This window comes from Curvibacter cyanobacteriorum, assembly GCF_028649475.1.
Classification (GTDB): Bacteria; Pseudomonadota; Gammaproteobacteria; order Burkholderiales; family Burkholderiaceae_C; genus Curvibacter; species Curvibacter cyanobacteriorum.
The window spans coordinates 36,285-52,433 of the sequence record NZ_JAQSIP010000014.1 but is presented as its reverse complement, the minus strand read 5'-3'; the positions used below and the strand labels follow the sequence as shown (position 1 = coordinate 52,433).

The 16,149-nt window shown below is 67.7% G+C and carries 11 protein-coding genes; 8 read left to right on the top strand and 3 right to left on the bottom strand.

Features of this window, described 5'->3' with window-relative positions:
• Positions 1-3: 3 nt before the first annotated feature.
• The 3 genes from PSQ40_RS20665 to PSQ40_RS20655 all read left to right on the top strand — a co-directional run bounded on the left by PSQ40_RS20665 (position 4) and on the right by PSQ40_RS20655 (position 3,223).
• Positions 4-636 carry a 2-hydroxychromene-2-carboxylate isomerase gene (locus PSQ40_RS20665; protein ID WP_273953786.1) on the top strand — a complete coding sequence of 211 codons (633 nt, stop codon included), beginning with the start codon at positions 4-6 and terminating at the stop codon, positions 634-636.
• 95 nt (positions 637-731) lie between these two features.
• Positions 732-2,558, top strand: coding sequence for a DUF294 nucleotidyltransferase-like domain-containing protein (locus tag PSQ40_RS20660; protein WP_273953785.1), 1,827 nt, complete (start codon positions 732-734; stop codon positions 2,556-2,558).
• Positions 2,555-3,223: a 3'-5' exonuclease gene (locus PSQ40_RS20655; RefSeq protein ID WP_273953784.1), complete on the top strand. Its 669-nt coding sequence runs from the start codon at positions 2,555-2,557 to the stop codon at positions 3,221-3,223. The genes PSQ40_RS20660 and PSQ40_RS20655 overlap by 4 nt, the downstream gene beginning before the upstream one ends.
• 100 nt (positions 3,224-3,323) lie before the next feature.
• Here PSQ40_RS20655 and PSQ40_RS20650 read toward each other — a convergent pair whose 3' ends face one another.
• Positions 3,324-5,054 (bottom strand): cation acetate symporter, encoded by a 1,731-nt coding sequence (locus PSQ40_RS20650; protein ID WP_273953783.1) that lies wholly within the window; start codon positions 5,052-5,054, stop codon positions 3,324-3,326.
• On the bottom strand, positions 5,051-5,359 hold the full coding sequence (locus PSQ40_RS20645; protein WP_273953782.1) for a DUF485 domain-containing protein: 309 nt from the start codon (positions 5,357-5,359) through the stop codon (positions 5,051-5,053). Before PSQ40_RS20645 ends, PSQ40_RS20650 begins: the two co-directional genes overlap by 4 nt.
• Before the next feature lie 383 nt (positions 5,360-5,742).
• Here PSQ40_RS20645 and PSQ40_RS20640 point away from each other — a divergent pair, with 383 nt between their 5' ends.
• The 5 genes from PSQ40_RS20640 (at position 5,743) to PSQ40_RS20620 (ending at position 15,339) form a co-directional block, all read left to right on the top strand.
• Entirely contained in the window at positions 5,743-7,407 is a 1,665-nt protein-coding gene (locus PSQ40_RS20640; RefSeq protein ID WP_273953781.1) for an MFS transporter, read from the top strand.
• Positions 7,408-7,578: 171 nt separating this feature from the next.
• Positions 7,579-7,812, top strand: a complete 234-nt coding sequence (locus tag PSQ40_RS20635) for a hypothetical protein (protein WP_273953780.1) — start codon at positions 7,579-7,581, stop codon at positions 7,810-7,812.
• A 163-nt stretch (positions 7,813-7,975) separates the two neighbouring features.
• Positions 7,976-13,723: an excinuclease ABC subunit UvrA gene (gene uvrA / locus PSQ40_RS20630; protein WP_273953779.1), complete on the top strand. Its 5,748-nt coding sequence runs from the start codon at positions 7,976-7,978 to the stop codon at positions 13,721-13,723.
• 219 nt (positions 13,724-13,942) lie between these two features.
• On the top strand, positions 13,943-14,905 hold the full coding sequence (locus PSQ40_RS20625; RefSeq protein ID WP_273953778.1) for a tripartite tricarboxylate transporter substrate binding protein: 963 nt from the start codon (positions 13,943-13,945) through the stop codon (positions 14,903-14,905).
• 41 nt (positions 14,906-14,946) lie between these two features.
• Positions 14,947-15,339 (top strand): hypothetical protein, encoded by a 393-nt coding sequence (locus PSQ40_RS20620; RefSeq protein WP_273953777.1) that lies wholly within the window; start codon positions 14,947-14,949, stop codon positions 15,337-15,339.
• On the opposite strand, the gene PSQ40_RS20615 is transcribed toward PSQ40_RS20620, so the two are convergent.
• The gene (locus PSQ40_RS20615) at positions 15,319-16,137 is read right to left on the bottom strand and encodes an HAD-IIB family hydrolase (protein ID WP_273953776.1); all 819 of its coding nucleotides are present in this window, start codon (positions 16,135-16,137) and stop codon (positions 15,319-15,321) included. The two genes, PSQ40_RS20620 and PSQ40_RS20615, sit on opposite strands and share 21 nt — an antisense overlap.
• Positions 16,138-16,149 lie beyond the last annotated feature (12 nt).

Below are 16,149 nucleotides of genomic sequence, written 5' to 3'. Positions count from 1 at the left end.
GGCATGAAACACATCGACTTCTACCTCGACTTTGTCTCCCCCTATGCCTGGCTGGCGTTGGAGCAAATGCCCCAGGCCCTGGAGGGCCTGAGCTACCACCTGCACTTCAAGCCGGTGCTGCTGGGCGCCCTGTTGAAGCAGCACGCCAACCCGGGGCCCGCGGGCATCGAGCCCAAGCGCGACTGGACCTACCGCCATGTGCGCTGGCTGGGCCACAGCACCGGGGTGGGCCTGCAAATGCCGACCCAACACCCGTTTGCGCCCTTGCCGCTGTTGCGGCTGGCGCTGGCCACCAGCCACGACGGCCGCATCAACCGCCATGTGGCGCGTGAACTGTTGCGCCATGTCTGGCAGGGCGGGCTGGACCCGCTGGACCCCGTGCGGCTGCAAGCCTTGCGCGACGGCCTGCGGCTGCAGCACGAACCCGAATCCGAGCAGGTCAAGGCCTGGCTGCGCGCCAACACCGACGAGGCGCAGCAGCGCGGCGTGTTTGGTGTGCCGAGCTGGTGGGTCGACGGTCAGGTGTTCTGGGGGCTCGACGCCCTGCCCATGTTGCGCGCCTATTTGCAGGGCGATGCCTGGTTTGACAGCGCCGAGGGGCAGGCCCCTGAAGTGCGCAACGGTCTGAAGTCCTGAATCTGCGTCAAGGTCGGCCCACAGGGCGCGACCGAGAATGGGAGGCTGGCTGCACACAGCCCCTGGCCGGGGGCGTTCACTGACCGGAGTCCCGCATGCCCAACGCCTTCAACTTTGCCGCCTCGCCGTTTGACTGCCTTGGGCCCGACGAGCAGCGCCTGGTGCGTCAACACGTGGACGTGGCGTACTTCCGCGCGGGCGAGACCATCCTGGCCCCCGGCAGTGCGCCCACCCACCTGTTCGTCATCATCAAGGGCCTGGTCAACCAGCTCGACGGCGACGAGGTGCTGGCCACCTGCGGCCCCGACGACTGCTTTGATGGCCGGGGCCTGGTGGCGGGCAAGGTCAGCCACCACTTTGTGGCGGCCGAGGAGGTGGTGGCCTACCAGTTGGCGCACCAGGCGGTCAATGAGCTGATCGCGTCCAACGCCGCGTTCGGGGCGCTGCTGTTCTCCGACCTGGGGCACAAGCTCAGCACCCTGGCCCAGCGGCAGGGCCAGCACGAGCTCAATTCCCTGACGCTGGCCCGGGTCGACCAGGCCTTTGTGCGCCCCGCACCGCTGGTCGAGGCGGGCCTCGACGTGCTGGCGGTGGTGCGCCTGTTCCAGGCCCAGCGCACCGCCAATGTGCTGGTGCGCGACGCCACCCACACGCCACCGCGCCTGGGCATTTTCACCACCACGGGTTTGCAGCGCGCGGTGCTCGATGGGCGCCCGCTGGACCGCTTGCCGGTCGGTGAGCTGGCCAGCTTTGCGCTGGTCACCGTGCGCCCCGACGACCTGTTGGGCGACGCCATGGCCTTGATGCTGCGCAGCCGGGTGCACCGGGTGGTGGTGATGGCCGGCGAGGAGGTGCGGGGCATCCTCGAGGCGCTGGACCTGTTCAGTTTCCTGGGCAACCACTCGCACCTGATCACGGTGCAGATCGAACAGGCCCAGGACCTGGACGGGCTGGCGCAGGCGGCCGGCCAGATCAACCGCATGATCAGCCTGCTGTATCGCGGCGGCACCCGCGTCGGCCTGATCGCCAAGCTGGTGCAGCAGCTCAACCTGCGCCTGTTCGAGCGCGCCTGGACCATGGTCGCCCCGCCCGACCTGGTGGCCAACAGCTGCCTGTTCGTGATGGGCAGCGAGGGGCGCGGCGAGCAGCTGCTCAAAACCGACCAGGACAACGCCCTGGTGCTGCGCGACGGCTACCTGCCGCCCGCCGACCTGGACGCCCTGTGTCAGCGCTTCTCCGAGGTGTTGAGCCGCTTTGGCTACCCCGAATGCCCTGGCGGCGTCATGCTCAGTCGCCCCGCCTGGCGCGGCACGGTGGCCGAGTTCAGCCACCGCGTGCGCGACTGGTTGCTGTGGCCCGACCCCGAGAAGCTCATGCACCTGGCCATCTTCATGGACGCCCACGCGGCCTGCGGCGACCCGGCCTTGCTGGCGCAGGTGCAGCACAGCCTGCAGGCCCTGTCGATCACTCACGAGGCCAGCCTGAGCCGCTTTGCCGCTGCGCTGGACGCATTTGGCGAGTCCAGCGGCTGGCTCAGCCGCTGGTTCTCGCTGGGGGACGAGGGGCGCCAGCTCCACCTCAAGAAAGAAGGCATCTTCCCGCTGGTGCATGGGGTGCGCAGCCTGGCGCTGGCGGCCCAGCTCAGCGAGACCAGCACCGTGGCCCGCCTCAGCGCGCTGGTGGCGCGGGGGGCCCTGTCGGCCGACCTGGCGGCCGAGCTCAACAGCAGCCTGCAGGTCTTCATGGGCCTCAAGCTCAAGGCCGGGCTGGCCGAGTGGGAGCAGCAGCGCCCGATCACGGGGACGCTGGACCTGGCCTCGCTGAGCGTGCTCGAGCGCGACTTGCTGAAGGACTCGCTGGGCGCGGTCAAGCGCTTCAAGGCCCTGCTGCGGCACCGCTTCCACCTGGATGTCCTGGCATGACCTCGCTGAGCCTGCAACCCACCCTGGCGCAGCGCTTGCAGCGGCGCCTGCGCCGCCAGTGGGGTCTGTGGCGGCTCAAGGACCCGGCCTTTGCGCCCCTGTTCGAGCCACCCCCGCCCCACGAGTGGGTCTCGCTGGACTGTGAAACCACCGGCCTCAATGTGCGGCAGGACGAGATCGTGTCGATTGGTGCGGTGCGCATCGTCGGCAACCGCCTGATGACCAGCGAGCGGCTGGAGCTGCTGGTGCGGCCGCAGCGCGGCATCTCGCCCGAGAGTGTGCGCATTCACCGCTTGCGCGAGCGCGATGTGGCCGCCGGTCTGAGCCCCGAGGACGCCGCGCGCCGCCTGCTGCACTTCATTGGCAGCCGGCCTCTGGTGGGCTACTACCTGGAGTTCGATGTCGCCATGCTCAACCGCCTGGTGCGGCCGCTGCTGGGGCAGGGCCTGCCACAGCCCCAGATCGAGGTCTCGGCGCTGTACTACGACCACAAGTTCCGCCAGCTCATGCCTTACCAGCAGCACGACAACGCCGACATCGACCTGCGCTTTGCCACCTTGATGGCCGACCTGGACCTGCCGCTGCGCGACGCGCACGACGCCCTCAACGACGCGGTGATGGCGGGCCTGGCCTTCATCAAGCTGCGCGCGCTGTTGGCGCGCTGATCCCACCCGGGCCGCAGGCGAAAAAAAACCGGGCCGAAGCCCGGTGGAGAGGGGCCCCCAGCGGCCCTGGGGCCGGCTGGGAGGCCAGGCTGCGGTGGGCTCAGTGGCCCGAGGCACCCGAGGCACCGAGGCCGGTTTCCGAACGCACTTGTTGCGACGCGAAGGCGGCACGTTCCTTGGTGGCCTGGGCGCTGCGGTCCAGCACCGAGAACAGCCAGACCCCGAAGAAGCCGATCGACATCGAGAACAGCGCCGGCGACGAGTACGGGAACCAGGCCGAACCCTTGGGGTAGCCCAGCGTGGCTTCCCAGACGGAAGGCGACACGATGGTCAGACCGACCGAGGAGATCAGGCCCAGGAAGCCACCGATCACCGCGCCCTTGGTGGTGCAGTCTTTCCAGAGCACCGACATGAACAGCACCGGGAAGTTGGCCGAGGCGGCAATCGCGAAGGCCAGCGACACCATGAAGGCGATGTTCTGCTTCTCGAAGGCAATGCCCAGCACCACGGCGACGATGCCCAGACCGATGGTGGTCATGCGCGACACCTTCAGTTCGGAGGCGCTGTCGGCCTTGCCGTTCTTGAACACGGTGGCGTACAGGTCATGCGACACCGCCGAGGCACCCGACAGGGTCAGGCCAGCCACCACCGCGAGGATGGTGGCGAAGGCCACGGCCGAGATGAAGCCATAGAACACGTCGCCGCCGACCGACTTGGCCACCAGCACCGCGGCCATGTTGGCCGTGCCTGCGCCGCCCTTGATCACGCCCTTGGCCACATCCGCCATTTCAGGGTTGGTCAGCACCAGGGTGGTGGCGCCGAAGCCGATGATGAAGATCAGCACGTAGAAGTAACCGATCCAGGTGGTGGCCCACAGCACCGACTTGCGGGCTTCCTTGGCGTCCGGCACGGTGAAGAAGCGCATCAGGATGTGGGGCAGACCGGCGGTACCGAACATCAGGGCCATGCCGAAGGAGATGGCCGAGATCGGGTCTTTGATGAAGCCGCCCGGGCCCATCAGCGACAGGCCGATCTTGGCGGCTTCGTCCGGGGTCTTGCCAGCGTTGGCAGCGATCGCGGTCTTGACCTTGACGCCTTCAGCAAACAGCGCTTCGGGGCTGAAACCGTACTTGGCCAGCACCATGAAGGCCATGAAGCTCACGCCCGCCAGCAGCATGCAGGCCTTGATGATCTGCACCCAGGTGGTGGCGGTCATGCCGCCGAACAGCACGTAGACCATCATCAGCGCGCCGACGATCACGACCGCCATCCAGTACTCGAGGCCGAACAGCAGCTTGATCAGCTGACCGGCACCCACCATCTGGGCGATCAGGTAGAACGCCACCACCACCAGCGTGCCCGAGGCCGCAAACGCGCGGATCGGGGTCTGCTTGAAGCGGTAGCCGGCCACGTCGGCAAAGGTGAATTTGCCCAGGTTGCGCAGGCGCTCGGCCATCAGGAAGGTGATGATGGGCCAGCCCACCAGGAAGCCGATCGAGTAGATCAGGCCGTCGTAGCCGGTGGCCATCACGGCCGCCGAGATGCCCAGGAAGGACGCCGCCGACATGTAGTCGCCAGCGATCGCTAGGCCGTTCTGGAAGCCCGTGATGCCGCCCCCGGCGGTGTAGAAGTCGGACGCCGACTTGGTCTTGGCGGCGGCCCACTTGGTGATCCAGAGGGTGCCGGCCACAAAGGCGCCGAACATGACGATGGCGGTCCAGTTGGTGGACTGCTTGGCGGATTCGCCGAGGTCACCACCGGCGGCCAGGGCCGAGCCTGCAGCGGTCAGCGCGAGCGCGGCCGCCAGGAGGTATTGAAGGGGCTTGTTCATGAGTTGGCGTCCTTCAGGATGTCCTTGGTCAGCTCGTCAAACTCGCCGTTGGCGCGCTTCACATAGATGCCCGTGATGATGATGGTGAAGACGATCACGCCCATGCCGATGGGGATGCCCAGCGAGGTCACGCCGGCGCCCACAGGTTGCGCGAGGAAGGGTTTGTTGAAGGCAATCAGTGCGATGTAGCCGTAGTAAACGACCAGCATCAGCACGGTCAGCAGAAAACCCAGACCGTTGCGTTTTTTCTGCAGCGTCTGGTACTTGGGGTTGCTTTTTATCTTGTCGACGATGGGGTCGCTCATGATGTCTCTCTCCAGAGGGTGGATCGGGTGTCAGGGACAGCCGGCAGGCACTGTCTTGGCGCTTTGATTGTGGGCAGGGGGGCTGACCAAGTCCTTACGTAAGTTAGGGATAAGGAATCCCCTTGCGCTGGCCTTTAAAAACGACGAAACCCAATGTCCATGCGGGTTGCAGAGCAGTTATTGATGTTTGTCAATTTGTAAATTGAGACAAATCCGGGGCCTAGAGAAAGCCCTATCGGTACAAACACTGAGCCGCGCGATTTGGGCCCCAAACCCCCCGGAACGGGCCCTTTTTGTCAGCCAACGGTCAGCGAAGGTTTTGATAGTCGACACCGACACAAGGCGTCACGTGTCGCACAACACAAACCCAAATGGAGACAACCATGGCAGCTGCACCCAGGCCCATGACCGCGGAAGAAAAGAAGGTCATCTTCGCTTCCTCGCTCGGCACCGTATTCGAGTGGTACGACTTTTATCTGTATGGATCGCTGGCGGCGATCATCGCCAAGCAATTCTTCTCGGGCCTCGACCCGAGCGCGGCGTTCATCTTCGCGCTGCTGGCGTTTGCCGCGGGCTTCATCGTGCGCCCCTTCGGCGCGCTGGTGTTTGGCCGCCTGGGCGACATGATTGGCCGCAAGTACACCTTCCTGGTGACCATCTTGCTGATGGGCCTGTCGACCTTCATTGTGGGTGTGCTGCCGTCTTACGCCACCATCGGTGTGGCCGCGCCGATCATCCTGATCGCACTGCGCATGCTGCAAGGCCTGGCGCTCGGCGGTGAATACGGCGGTGCCGCCACCTACGTGGCCGAGCACGCACCGCACGGTCAGCGTGGCGCGTACACGGCCTGGATCCAGACCACCGCGACCCTGGGCCTGTTCCTGTCGCTGATGGTGATCCTGGGCACCCGCACGGTGATCGGTGAAGCCGCCTTCGCCGACTGGGGCTGGCGCATCCCGTTCCTGGTGTCCATCCTGCTGCTGGGCATCTCGGTGTTCATCCGCCTGTCGATGAACGAATCGCCGGCCTTCAAGAAGATGAAGGCTGAAGGCAAGACCTCCAAGGCCCCGCTGACCGAAGCCTTCGGCCAATGGAAGAACCTCAAGGTCGTGATCCTGGCCCTGTTCGGTCTGGTCGCTGGCCAAGCCGTGGTGTGGTACACGGGTCAGTTCTATGCGCTGTTCTTCCTGACCAGCGTGCTGAAGGTCGACGGCGCCACCGCCAACATCCTGGTGGCCGTGTCGCTGCTGATCGGTACCCCGTTCTTCGTGGTCTTTGGTGCCCTGTCGGACCGCATCGGTCGCAAGCCTATTATCCTGGCCGGCATGCTGCTTGCCGCGGTGACCTACTTCCCGCTGTTCAAGGCGCTGACCAATGCCGCCAACCCCGACCTGGCCGCGGCCCAAGTGAAGAACCAGATCGTGGTGACCGCTGCCGCGGGTGACTGCTCCTTCCAGGGCAACCCGGTGGCGCGTGAGATCGACTTCTACAAGTCCTGCGACATCGCCAAGCGTTTCCTGGCCCAGAACTCGGTCAGCTACGACAACCAGGTCGCTGCCGCCGCCGGCCCCGCCAAGGTCAAGATTGGCGACAAGGAAATCGTGGCCCCGGTGGGTACGGTCGTGAACTACAAGTTCGACGAGGCCAGCGCCAAGTCAATTGCCGCCTTCAAGAAGGAAGTGTCCGAAGCCCTCAAGGCCGCTGGCTACCCCAGCAAGGCCGACCCGGCCAAGGTGGACAAGTTCACCATCGTCGCCATCCTGACGGTGCTGGTGATCTATGTGACCATGGTCTACGGCCCGATCGCCGCCATGCTGGTGGAACTGTTCCCGACCCGCATCCGCTACACCTCGATGAGCTTGCCGTACCACATCGGCAACGGCTGGTTCGGTGGCCTGCTGCCGACCATCAGCTTCGCGATGGTGGCGCAGAACGGCAACATGTACTACGGCCTCTGGTACCCGATCGTGATCGCCGCCGTGACCCTGGTCATTGGTCTGCTGTTCGTGCGTGAAACCAAGGACGTCGACATCTACGCCGGCGACTGACCTTGAACCCGACCGGGCTGCCCTGCAGTCCGGTCCCCCAGCGGGTGGCCTGGCCACCCGCCCATTCAAGCCAGCGGCTGGGCCCCTGCCGGCCGCTGGCTTGAATGGCGCCACCGGTATGTCACCCGTGGCCTGTCTGTTCAATCAGAAGATCGAGTTGGAGATTCAATCATGTGGAAAATTCTGGTGGCTTTCATTGCCTTTGCTGCGGTGGCCATGTTTGTGATCATGAAGGGCGGCGACAGCCTGGACATGGGGGGCGAAAAGCACGGCGGTGACACCCATGCGGCCGAGCCGGCACACGCGCCGGCGGCCCCGGCTGCTGCCCCGGCGGCTGCGGGCACGCCGACCACCGCGGCCCCGGCCGCGCCTGCCGCGGACGCCACCGCCCCGGCCGCCAAGTAAGCCGCGCTCGACTGCGCCCGCCCCGGCCACCTTGGGTGGTGCCGGGGCATTTTTTTGGGCGCTGCGGCTCAGTGACTCGAATCGAGGGGCATTGCGACCGGTGGGGCCGGCAGTCAGGGGGCGCTGCCTAAAATGCTCTGCCTCCACCCGAATCGAGCAGCACATGACCCAGGGACTGATCAAAATCCGCGGCGCCCGCCAGCACAACCTCAAGAACCTTGATCTGGACATCCGCACGGGTGAACTGACCGTGGTCACCGGGCCCAGCGGATCGGGCAAGTCCAGCCTGGTCTTTGACACCCTGTACGCCGAGGGGCAGCGCCGCTACGTCGAGACCTTCTCGGCCTACGCGCGCCAGTTCCTGGACCGCATGGACAAGCCCGCGGTGGACCGGGTCGAGGGGGTGCCGCCGGCGATCGCCATCGACCAGACCAACCCGGTGCGCAGCTCGCGCTCCACGGTGGGCACGATGACCGAGCTCAACGACCACCTGAAGCTGCTGTTTGCGCGCGCGGCCCAGCTGTTTGACCGCCAGACCGCCCAGCCGGTGCGCCACGACTCGCCCGAGACCGTCTACAGCCAGCTGCGCGAGCGCGCCCAGGCCCAGGCGGTGGACGGCCAGGAGCCGCGCCTGGTGTTGACCTTCCCGGTCGAGCTGCCCGCGGGCACCAGCGCCGAGGAGGTCGAACAGTGGCTGTCGGCCAGTGGTTTCACCCGGGTGCAGGCCGAGCGCGAGGTGGCCACCCCCAGCGGGCCACGCAAGCTGCTCGATGTGGTGGCCGACCGCTTCCGCGTCGGCACGGTCGAGAAGGCCCGCGCCATCGAAGCCATTGAAACCGCGCTCAAGCGCGGCAGCGGGCGCCTCAATGTCTATGCCGTCCAGGGCGAAGCCGAGCCGGAACTCTGGCGCTACTCGACCGGGCTGCACTGCCCCGACAGCGATCTGCGCTACAGCGAGCCGATTCCGTCGGCCTTCTCCTTCAACTCGGCGGTGGGCGCCTGCGAGACCTGCCGTGGCTTTGGTCGCGTGATCGGGGTTGACTACGGCCTGGTGATCCCGAACGACAAGCTGACCCTGCGCGCTGGCGCCATCAAGCCGATGCAGACCCCGGCCTGGGCCGAGTGCCAGGACGACCTGATGCGCCACGCCGAGACCGCGGGCATCCCGCGCGACACCCCCTGGTACAAGCTGACCCCCGAGCAGCAGCAGTGGGTCATCCAGGGCTCGCCCAACTGGAACGGCAAGTGGAACCAGCACTGGTATGGCGTCAAGCGCTTCTTTGAGTACCTGGAGACCAAGAGCTACAAGATGCACATCCGGGTGCTGCTGTCCAAGTACCGCAGCTACACCCCCTGCGGCGCCTGTGCCGGTGCGCGCCTGAAGACCGAAAGCCTGCTGTGGCGCCTGGGTTCGCGCGAGGCCGCCGACGCCGTGCTGGCGCCGGACCAGCGCTTCATGCCGGCCGGGGTGGCCTGGCAGCGTGAGCAGCTCGAGGCCTTGCCCGGTCTGTGTCTGCACGACCTGATGCTGCTGCCGCTGGACCGCCTGCGGCGCTTTTTTGACGCCCTGCACCTGCCGCAGCCCGGCACCGGCGCGGACGGTGAGATCCAGGCCCTCAAGCTGCTGTACGACGAGATCACCACCCGCCTGCGTTACCTGTGCGACGTGGGCATTGGCTACCTGACGCTGGACCGGCAAAGCCGCACCTTGTCGGGCGGCGAGGTGCAGCGCATCAACCTGACCACGGCGCTGGGCACCTCGCTGGTCAACACCCTGTTTGTGCTCGACGAACCCAGCATCGGCCTGCACCCGCGCGACATGAACCGCATCACCGAGGCCATGCACCGCCTGCGTGACGCGGGCAACACCCTGGTGGTGGTCGAGCACGACCCGGCCGTCATGCTGGCGGCCGACCGCATGATCGACATGGGACCGGGCCCGGGCGAGCGCGGTGGCCAGATCGTGTTCGATGGCAGCACCGACGACCTGCGCCGCGCCGACACCCTGACCGGCCAGTACCTGGGCGCGCGCAAACAGGTCAGCCTGGGCTTTCAGCGCCTGGTCACGGACAACACGCCGCGCCTGATCCTGGAAGGCGCGCGCGAGCACAACCTGCGCAACCTCTCGGTCGAGATCCCCTTGCAGCGCCTGGTCTGTGTGACCGGCGTGTCGGGTTCGGGCAAGTCGTCGCTGATCCAGGACGTGCTGGCGCCGGCCCTGCTGCGCCACTTTGGCAAAGCCACCGAAACCCCGGGCCTGCACGACCGCCTGCTGGGCGCCGACCACCTCAGCGAGGTGGTGTTCGTCGACCAGTCGCCGATCGGCAAGACCGCGCGCTCCAACCCGGTCAGCTACGTGGGCGCCTGGGACGCGATCCGTGAGATTTTCGCCACCGCGCCGCTGGCCCGCGAGCGCAGCTACACCGCCAGCAAGTTCAGCTTCAACAGCGGCGACGGGCGCTGCCCGACCTGCGGTGGCTCGGGCTTCGAGCACGTCGAGATGCAGTTCCTGTCCGACGTCTACCTGCGCTGCCAGGACTGCGACGGCCAGCGCTACCGGCCCGAGATCCTGGAGGTCAAGGTCGAACGCGGCGGCCGCAGCCTCAGCGTGGCCGAGGTGCTGGACCTGACCGTCAGCGAGGCCGCGCGCCTGTTTGCTGCCGACCGCGAGGTGCTGCGCGCGCTGCAGCCCATCGTGGATGTGGGCCTGGAGTACGTCAAGCTGGGCCAGCCCGTGCCCACGCTGTCGGGCGGCGAGGCGCAGCGCCTCAAGCTGGCCGGCTTCTTGGCGGAAGCCGCCAAGAACGGCAGCAGCAGCCGCCAGCCGGTGGCGCGCAAAGGCACGCTCTTCCTGTTCGACGAGCCCACCACCGGCCTGCATTTTGATGACATTGCCAAGCTGATGCGCGCGCTGCGCAAGCTGCTCGAGGCCGGGCATTCGCTGCTGGTGATCGAGCACAACCTCGACGTCATCCGCGCCAGTGACTGGCTGATCGACCTGGGCCCCGAAGGCGGCGACGGCGGCGGCCTGATCGTGGCCGAAGGCACGCCCGATGACGTGCGCGCCCACCCCAGCTCGCACACCGGCCAGGCCCTGCGCGAGTACGACCGCAGCATGGGCCTGGGCGCCCACGCGGTGGCCGAGGGCGTGCCGCTGCAGACCCTGGTCCGTGCCCGGCGCCAGGCGCCCGCGCACGGGGCCGACGCGATCCAGATCGTCAACGCGCGCGAGCACAACCTCAAGGGCCTGACGGTCGACATCCCGCGCGGCAAGTTCAGCGTGGTCACCGGGGTCAGCGGCTCGGGCAAGTCGACGCTGGCCTTCGACATCCTGTTCAACGAAGGCCAGCGCCGCTACCTCGAAAGCCTCAACGCCTACGCGCGCAGCATCGTGCAGCCCGCGGGGCGGCCCGAGGTGGACGCGGTCTATGGCATCCCGCCCACCGTGGCGATCGAGCAGCGCCTGTCGCGCGGGGGCCGCAAGTCCACCGTCGGCACCACCACCGAGGTCTGGCACTTCCTGCGCCTGCTCTACGTCAAGCTCGGCGTGCAGCATTGCGTGCACGACGGCGCCGCGGTGCAACCGCAGACGCTGGACAGCATCGTGGCCCAGTTGATGAGGCAGTTCCGCGGTCAGCACATTGGTTTGCTGGCGCCGCTGGTGATCAACCGCAAGGGTGTCTACACCGAGCTGGCCGACTGGGCCCGCCCGCGGGGCTACACCCACCTGCGGGTGGATGGGCAGTTCCTGCCGACGACCGGCTTCCCGCGCATCGACCGCTTCAAGGAACACACCATCGAGCTGCCCGTGCTCAGCCTGCGCGTGCAGCCCGAAACCGAAGCGCAGCTGCGCAGCGGCCTGGCCACCGCGCTGGACCTGGGCAAGGGCGTGCTGCATGTGCTCAGCGAACTCGATGGTCTGCAGGCGGCGATGGAGGAGGGGCGTTCGACCGCCGCCATCGGTCGCCTCACCCAATACAGCACCAAGCGCGCCTGCCCGGTGTGCAGCACCAGCTACGCCGAGCTCGACCCGCGCCTGTTCAGCTACAACAGCAAGCACGGCTGGTGCCCCGACTGCGTTGGCACCGGGGTGCGGCTGAGCAAGGAGCAACGCAAGGCACTCGATGACTCGGTGCGCGACGACGACCAGAAGGGCCGCGAGCAAACCTTTGCCGAACCCGAGGTGGAGGACCTGGTCGACGAGGCCTGTCCCACCTGCGAGGGCACCCGCCTCAACGCGGTGGCGCGGGCGGTCAAGTTCGCCCGCGTCGGCATCACCGACACGGCGCGCCTGTCGGTGCTCGAGGTGCGGCAGTGGATCGAGTCGCTGTCCCTGGTGGACGAGCTCAGTCAGCGGGAGCGCGACATCGCGCGCGACCTGATCCCCGAGATCAAGAGCCGGCTCGACTTCCTCGACGAAGTGGGCCTGGGTTACCTGACGCTGGACCGGGGCGCCCCGACGCTCAGCGGCGGTGAAGCGCAGCGCATTCGCCTGGCCGCCCAGCTGGGCAGCAACCTGCAGGGCGTGTGCTACGTGCTCGACGAGCCGACCATTGGCCTGCACCCGCGCGACAACCAGATCCTGCTCAAGGCCCTGCAAAGCCTCAGCGACAAGGGCAACACCCTGGTGGTGGTGGAGCACGACGAGGACACCATCCGCCACGCCGACCACATCATCGACATCGGGCCCAGCGCGGGCAAGCGCGGGGGCCGCCTGGTGGCCCAGGGCTCGGCCGAGCAGATTGGCGCGTGCGCCGAGTCGGTCACCGGCCGCTACCTGCGCGACGCCATGCGCCACCCGCTGGCGCCGCGCCGGCCGGTGCTGTCCGAGCCCGAGGGCGGCCAGTGGCTCAGCGTCGCGGGCGCCCAGCTGCACAACCTGGCCAACGTGACGGTGCAAGTGCCGCTCAAGCGACTGGTGGCCGTGACCGGGGTGTCCGGGTCGGGCAAGTCCACGCTGGCGCGCGATGTGCTGCTGACCAATGTGCAGGCCCTGGTGGCCCTGCGCAGCACCCAGGCCGGGCGCACCGCGCTGGCCGAGGGCCGCCTGCCGCCGCGTGTGGGCTGCAGCGGCGTCACCGGCTACGAGTCGGTGGACCGGGTGCTCGAGGTGGACCAGACCCCCATCGGCAAAACCCCGCGCAGCTGCCCGGCGACCTACATCGGTTTCTGGGACACCATCCGCAAGCTGTTCGCCGAAACCCTGGAGGCCAAGGCGCGCGGTTATGCGGCAGGGCGCTTCTCGTTCAACACCGGCGAGGGCCGCTGCCCGGCCTGCGAAGGCGCGGGCGTGCGCACCATCGAAATGAGCTTCCTGCCCGACGTCAAGGTGCCCTGCGAGACCTGCCACGGTGCGCGCTTCAACCCCGAGACCTTGGCCGTCACCTGGCGCGGCAAGAGCATCGGCGACGTGTTGCAGATGGAGGTGGACGAGGCGGTCGATTTCTTCGCCTCCATGCCCAACATCAGCCACCCGCTGCAACTGCTCAAGGACGTGGGCCTGGGCTACCTGACCTTGGGGCAGCCGTCGCCGACGCTCAGCGGCGGTGAGGCCCAGCGCATCAAGCTGGTGACCGAACTCAGCAAGGTGCGTGACGACGTGACCCGGCGTGGCAACAAGGCGCCGCACACCCTGTATGTGCTCGACGAGCCCACGGTGGGTCTGCACATGGCCGACGTTGAAAAGCTCATCCATGTGCTGCACCGCCTGGTCAATGGCGGCCACAGCGTGGTGGTGATCGAGCACGACCTCGACGTGATGGCCGAGGCCGACTGGGTGATCGACCTGGGGCCGGAAGGAGGCAAGGACGGCGGCCGCATCGTCGCCGCCACCACCCCGGAGGGACTGGTGCAGCGCGGCACCCACACCGGTCGGGCCCTGGCGCCCGTGCTGGCACGCGGCAAGCCCTGAGCCAGACCGTGGCGGGGCCCGTGGGCCCCGGCCGCGCCTGGTCCAAGCCGCCGCGTGACTGCACGTGGCGGCGGCTTGGCGGTGGCAAAGCCCAGCGCGCTGTAGGGCTTGGCGCACAGGTGACAGGGGCGGCTTGAACGCGCTTGTATACCGGGGGACTCAGCGCCCGCAGGCCCACGGCTGAGCGTGAGCGCGCCGACCCATTTCAGGAGACCCCCCGTGCAAAGACGACAACTGATTCAACTCGCCACCGCTTCCCTGGCCGCGACGGCCCTGGGCGCCCAGGCCCAAGCCTTTCCCAGCAAGCCCATCAAGCTGGTGATTGCCTTTCCCGCGGGCGGTCCGACCGACATCACCATGCGCTCGCTGGCCGAGAACGCCTCCAAGATCCTGGGCCAGGCCGTGATCGTCGAGAACAAGCCCGGCGCCGGTGGCACCCTGCCCGCACAGGGCTTGCAGAGCGCGCCGGCCGATGGCTACACGCTGGCGCAGATTCCGCTGGGCGTGTTCCGCATGCCCTACACCACCAAGATGACCTGGGACCCGCTCAAGGACCTCAGCTACGTGCTGAACGTCACGGGCTACGCCTTTGGCCTGGTGGTGCGCTCGGACAGCCCGATCAAGAACTGGAACGATTTCGTGGCCTACGCGCGCGCCAACCCGGGCAAGCTGACCTTCGGTTCCACCGGCACGCTGACCAGCCCGCACCTGACCATGGAGTTGGTGGCCAACAAGCTGGGCATCGAGCTGAGCCACATCCCCTACAAGGGCAGCGCCGACCTGATGCAGGCGGTGGTGGGCGGGCACGTCATGGCCGCGGCGGATTCGACCGGCTTTGCGCCGCAGGTCGAGGCCGGCAAGCTGCGTGTCCTCAACACCTGGGGCGACCAGCGCCTGGCCAAGTTCCCCGATGCGCCCACGCTCAAGGAACTGGGGCTGGACCTGGTGCAGAACTCGCCGTTCGGCATTGCCGCGCCCAAGGGCACCCCGCCCGAGGTGGTCAAGCGCCTGCACGACGCCTTCAAGAAGGCCATGGAGGAGCCCAGCTACGTGCAGGCCCTGGCCCGCTACGACATGCTGCCCAACTACATGGACAGCGCGCAGTACCTGAAGTTTGCCCAGGACACCTCGGCACGCGAGAAGGTGTTGATCGACAAACTGGGCCTGAACAAGCCCCAGTGAGCGGGCGGCTGGGCGGGCTGGCATGATGGCAGGCCCACACCATGTCCGAACACCGCGTCATTGAAATCCACCCCGAGGCGCCGCCCAAACCGGCCTGGGGCCAGCCCTGCAATGGCTGCGGGGTGTGCTGCCTGGCCGAGCCCTGCCCCTTGGGCGTGTTGGTCTCGCGTCGCCGGCAGGGGGCCTGCCGGGCGCTGCAATGGGTGCCGGCCCAGTCGGTCTACCGCTGCGGTTTGATGCAGGCCCCGGCGCAGTACCTCCCGGTGCCCGGGCGCTGGGCCGAGGCGCTGCTGGCCCGCCTGGCGCGGCGCTGGATCGCCGCCGGCATCGGTTGCGATGCCGCGATCGAGCTCCCCGAGCCCGAGGCGGAGGCGGCTTCAGACGCCGAGCGCCAGGCCCCCTCCGCGGGCGGTTCAGGCCGTCCCAGCCGCTGAGCGCGCCCGCAGCAGGGCCTGCGCCAGTTCGGCAAAACCCGCCCCGCGTTCGCTGGGCGTCACATAGCGTGGCAGGTGCTGCAACTGCGGCACAAAACGGCTCACATTCGCCACCCCCACGCTGAGCGGGAAATGCTCAAACATCAGTTGGTCGTTGGTCGAGTCCCCGATGTAGGCCCATTGGTCCAGCTCGGCGTCCAGGGCCCGACCCGTCAGCGCCTGCCAGATCCAGCGCGCGCCCTGCAGCTTGTTGTGGTCGCCAAACCAGCCATTGATGTGGATGCTGCTGACGGTGGCGTTCATGCCGGCCGCGCGCATCTGTGCCACCACCGCGTCGATGGCCGCTTGGGGCAGTTGGCAGAACTCGCTGTGGTCGATCGCGATGTCGGTCTCGCGGCCCCAGGAGTCGGTGGCGCGCTGCGCGCCGGGCACGCGGGCTTCGATCTCGCTGAGCAGCGCCTGCATGCGCTGCCAATGGATCTCGCGCAGCGCCGCGGTTTGTTGGTAGAGGCGGTCCAGGCCGGGCTGGCCCGCCGCGTCCCGGGTGGGGATCAGGGCCACGGCCCCGTTCTCGGCCACCAGGGCATTGAGCGGCCATTGCTGTGCAAAGGGCTCGCTCCAGCCCACCGGCCGCCCGGTGATGGCGATCACCGTCAGGCCGGCGTCGCGCAGGGCCTGCAGCGCTTGCAGGGCCTCGGACGTGATGGCGCCGTCGGTGGTCAGGGTGTCGTCGATGTCGGTGAACACGCCGCGCACAGCGGCGGCGCGGGTGGGGGGCAGGGTGTGCAGCGGCTGCATCGGGGCGGGTTC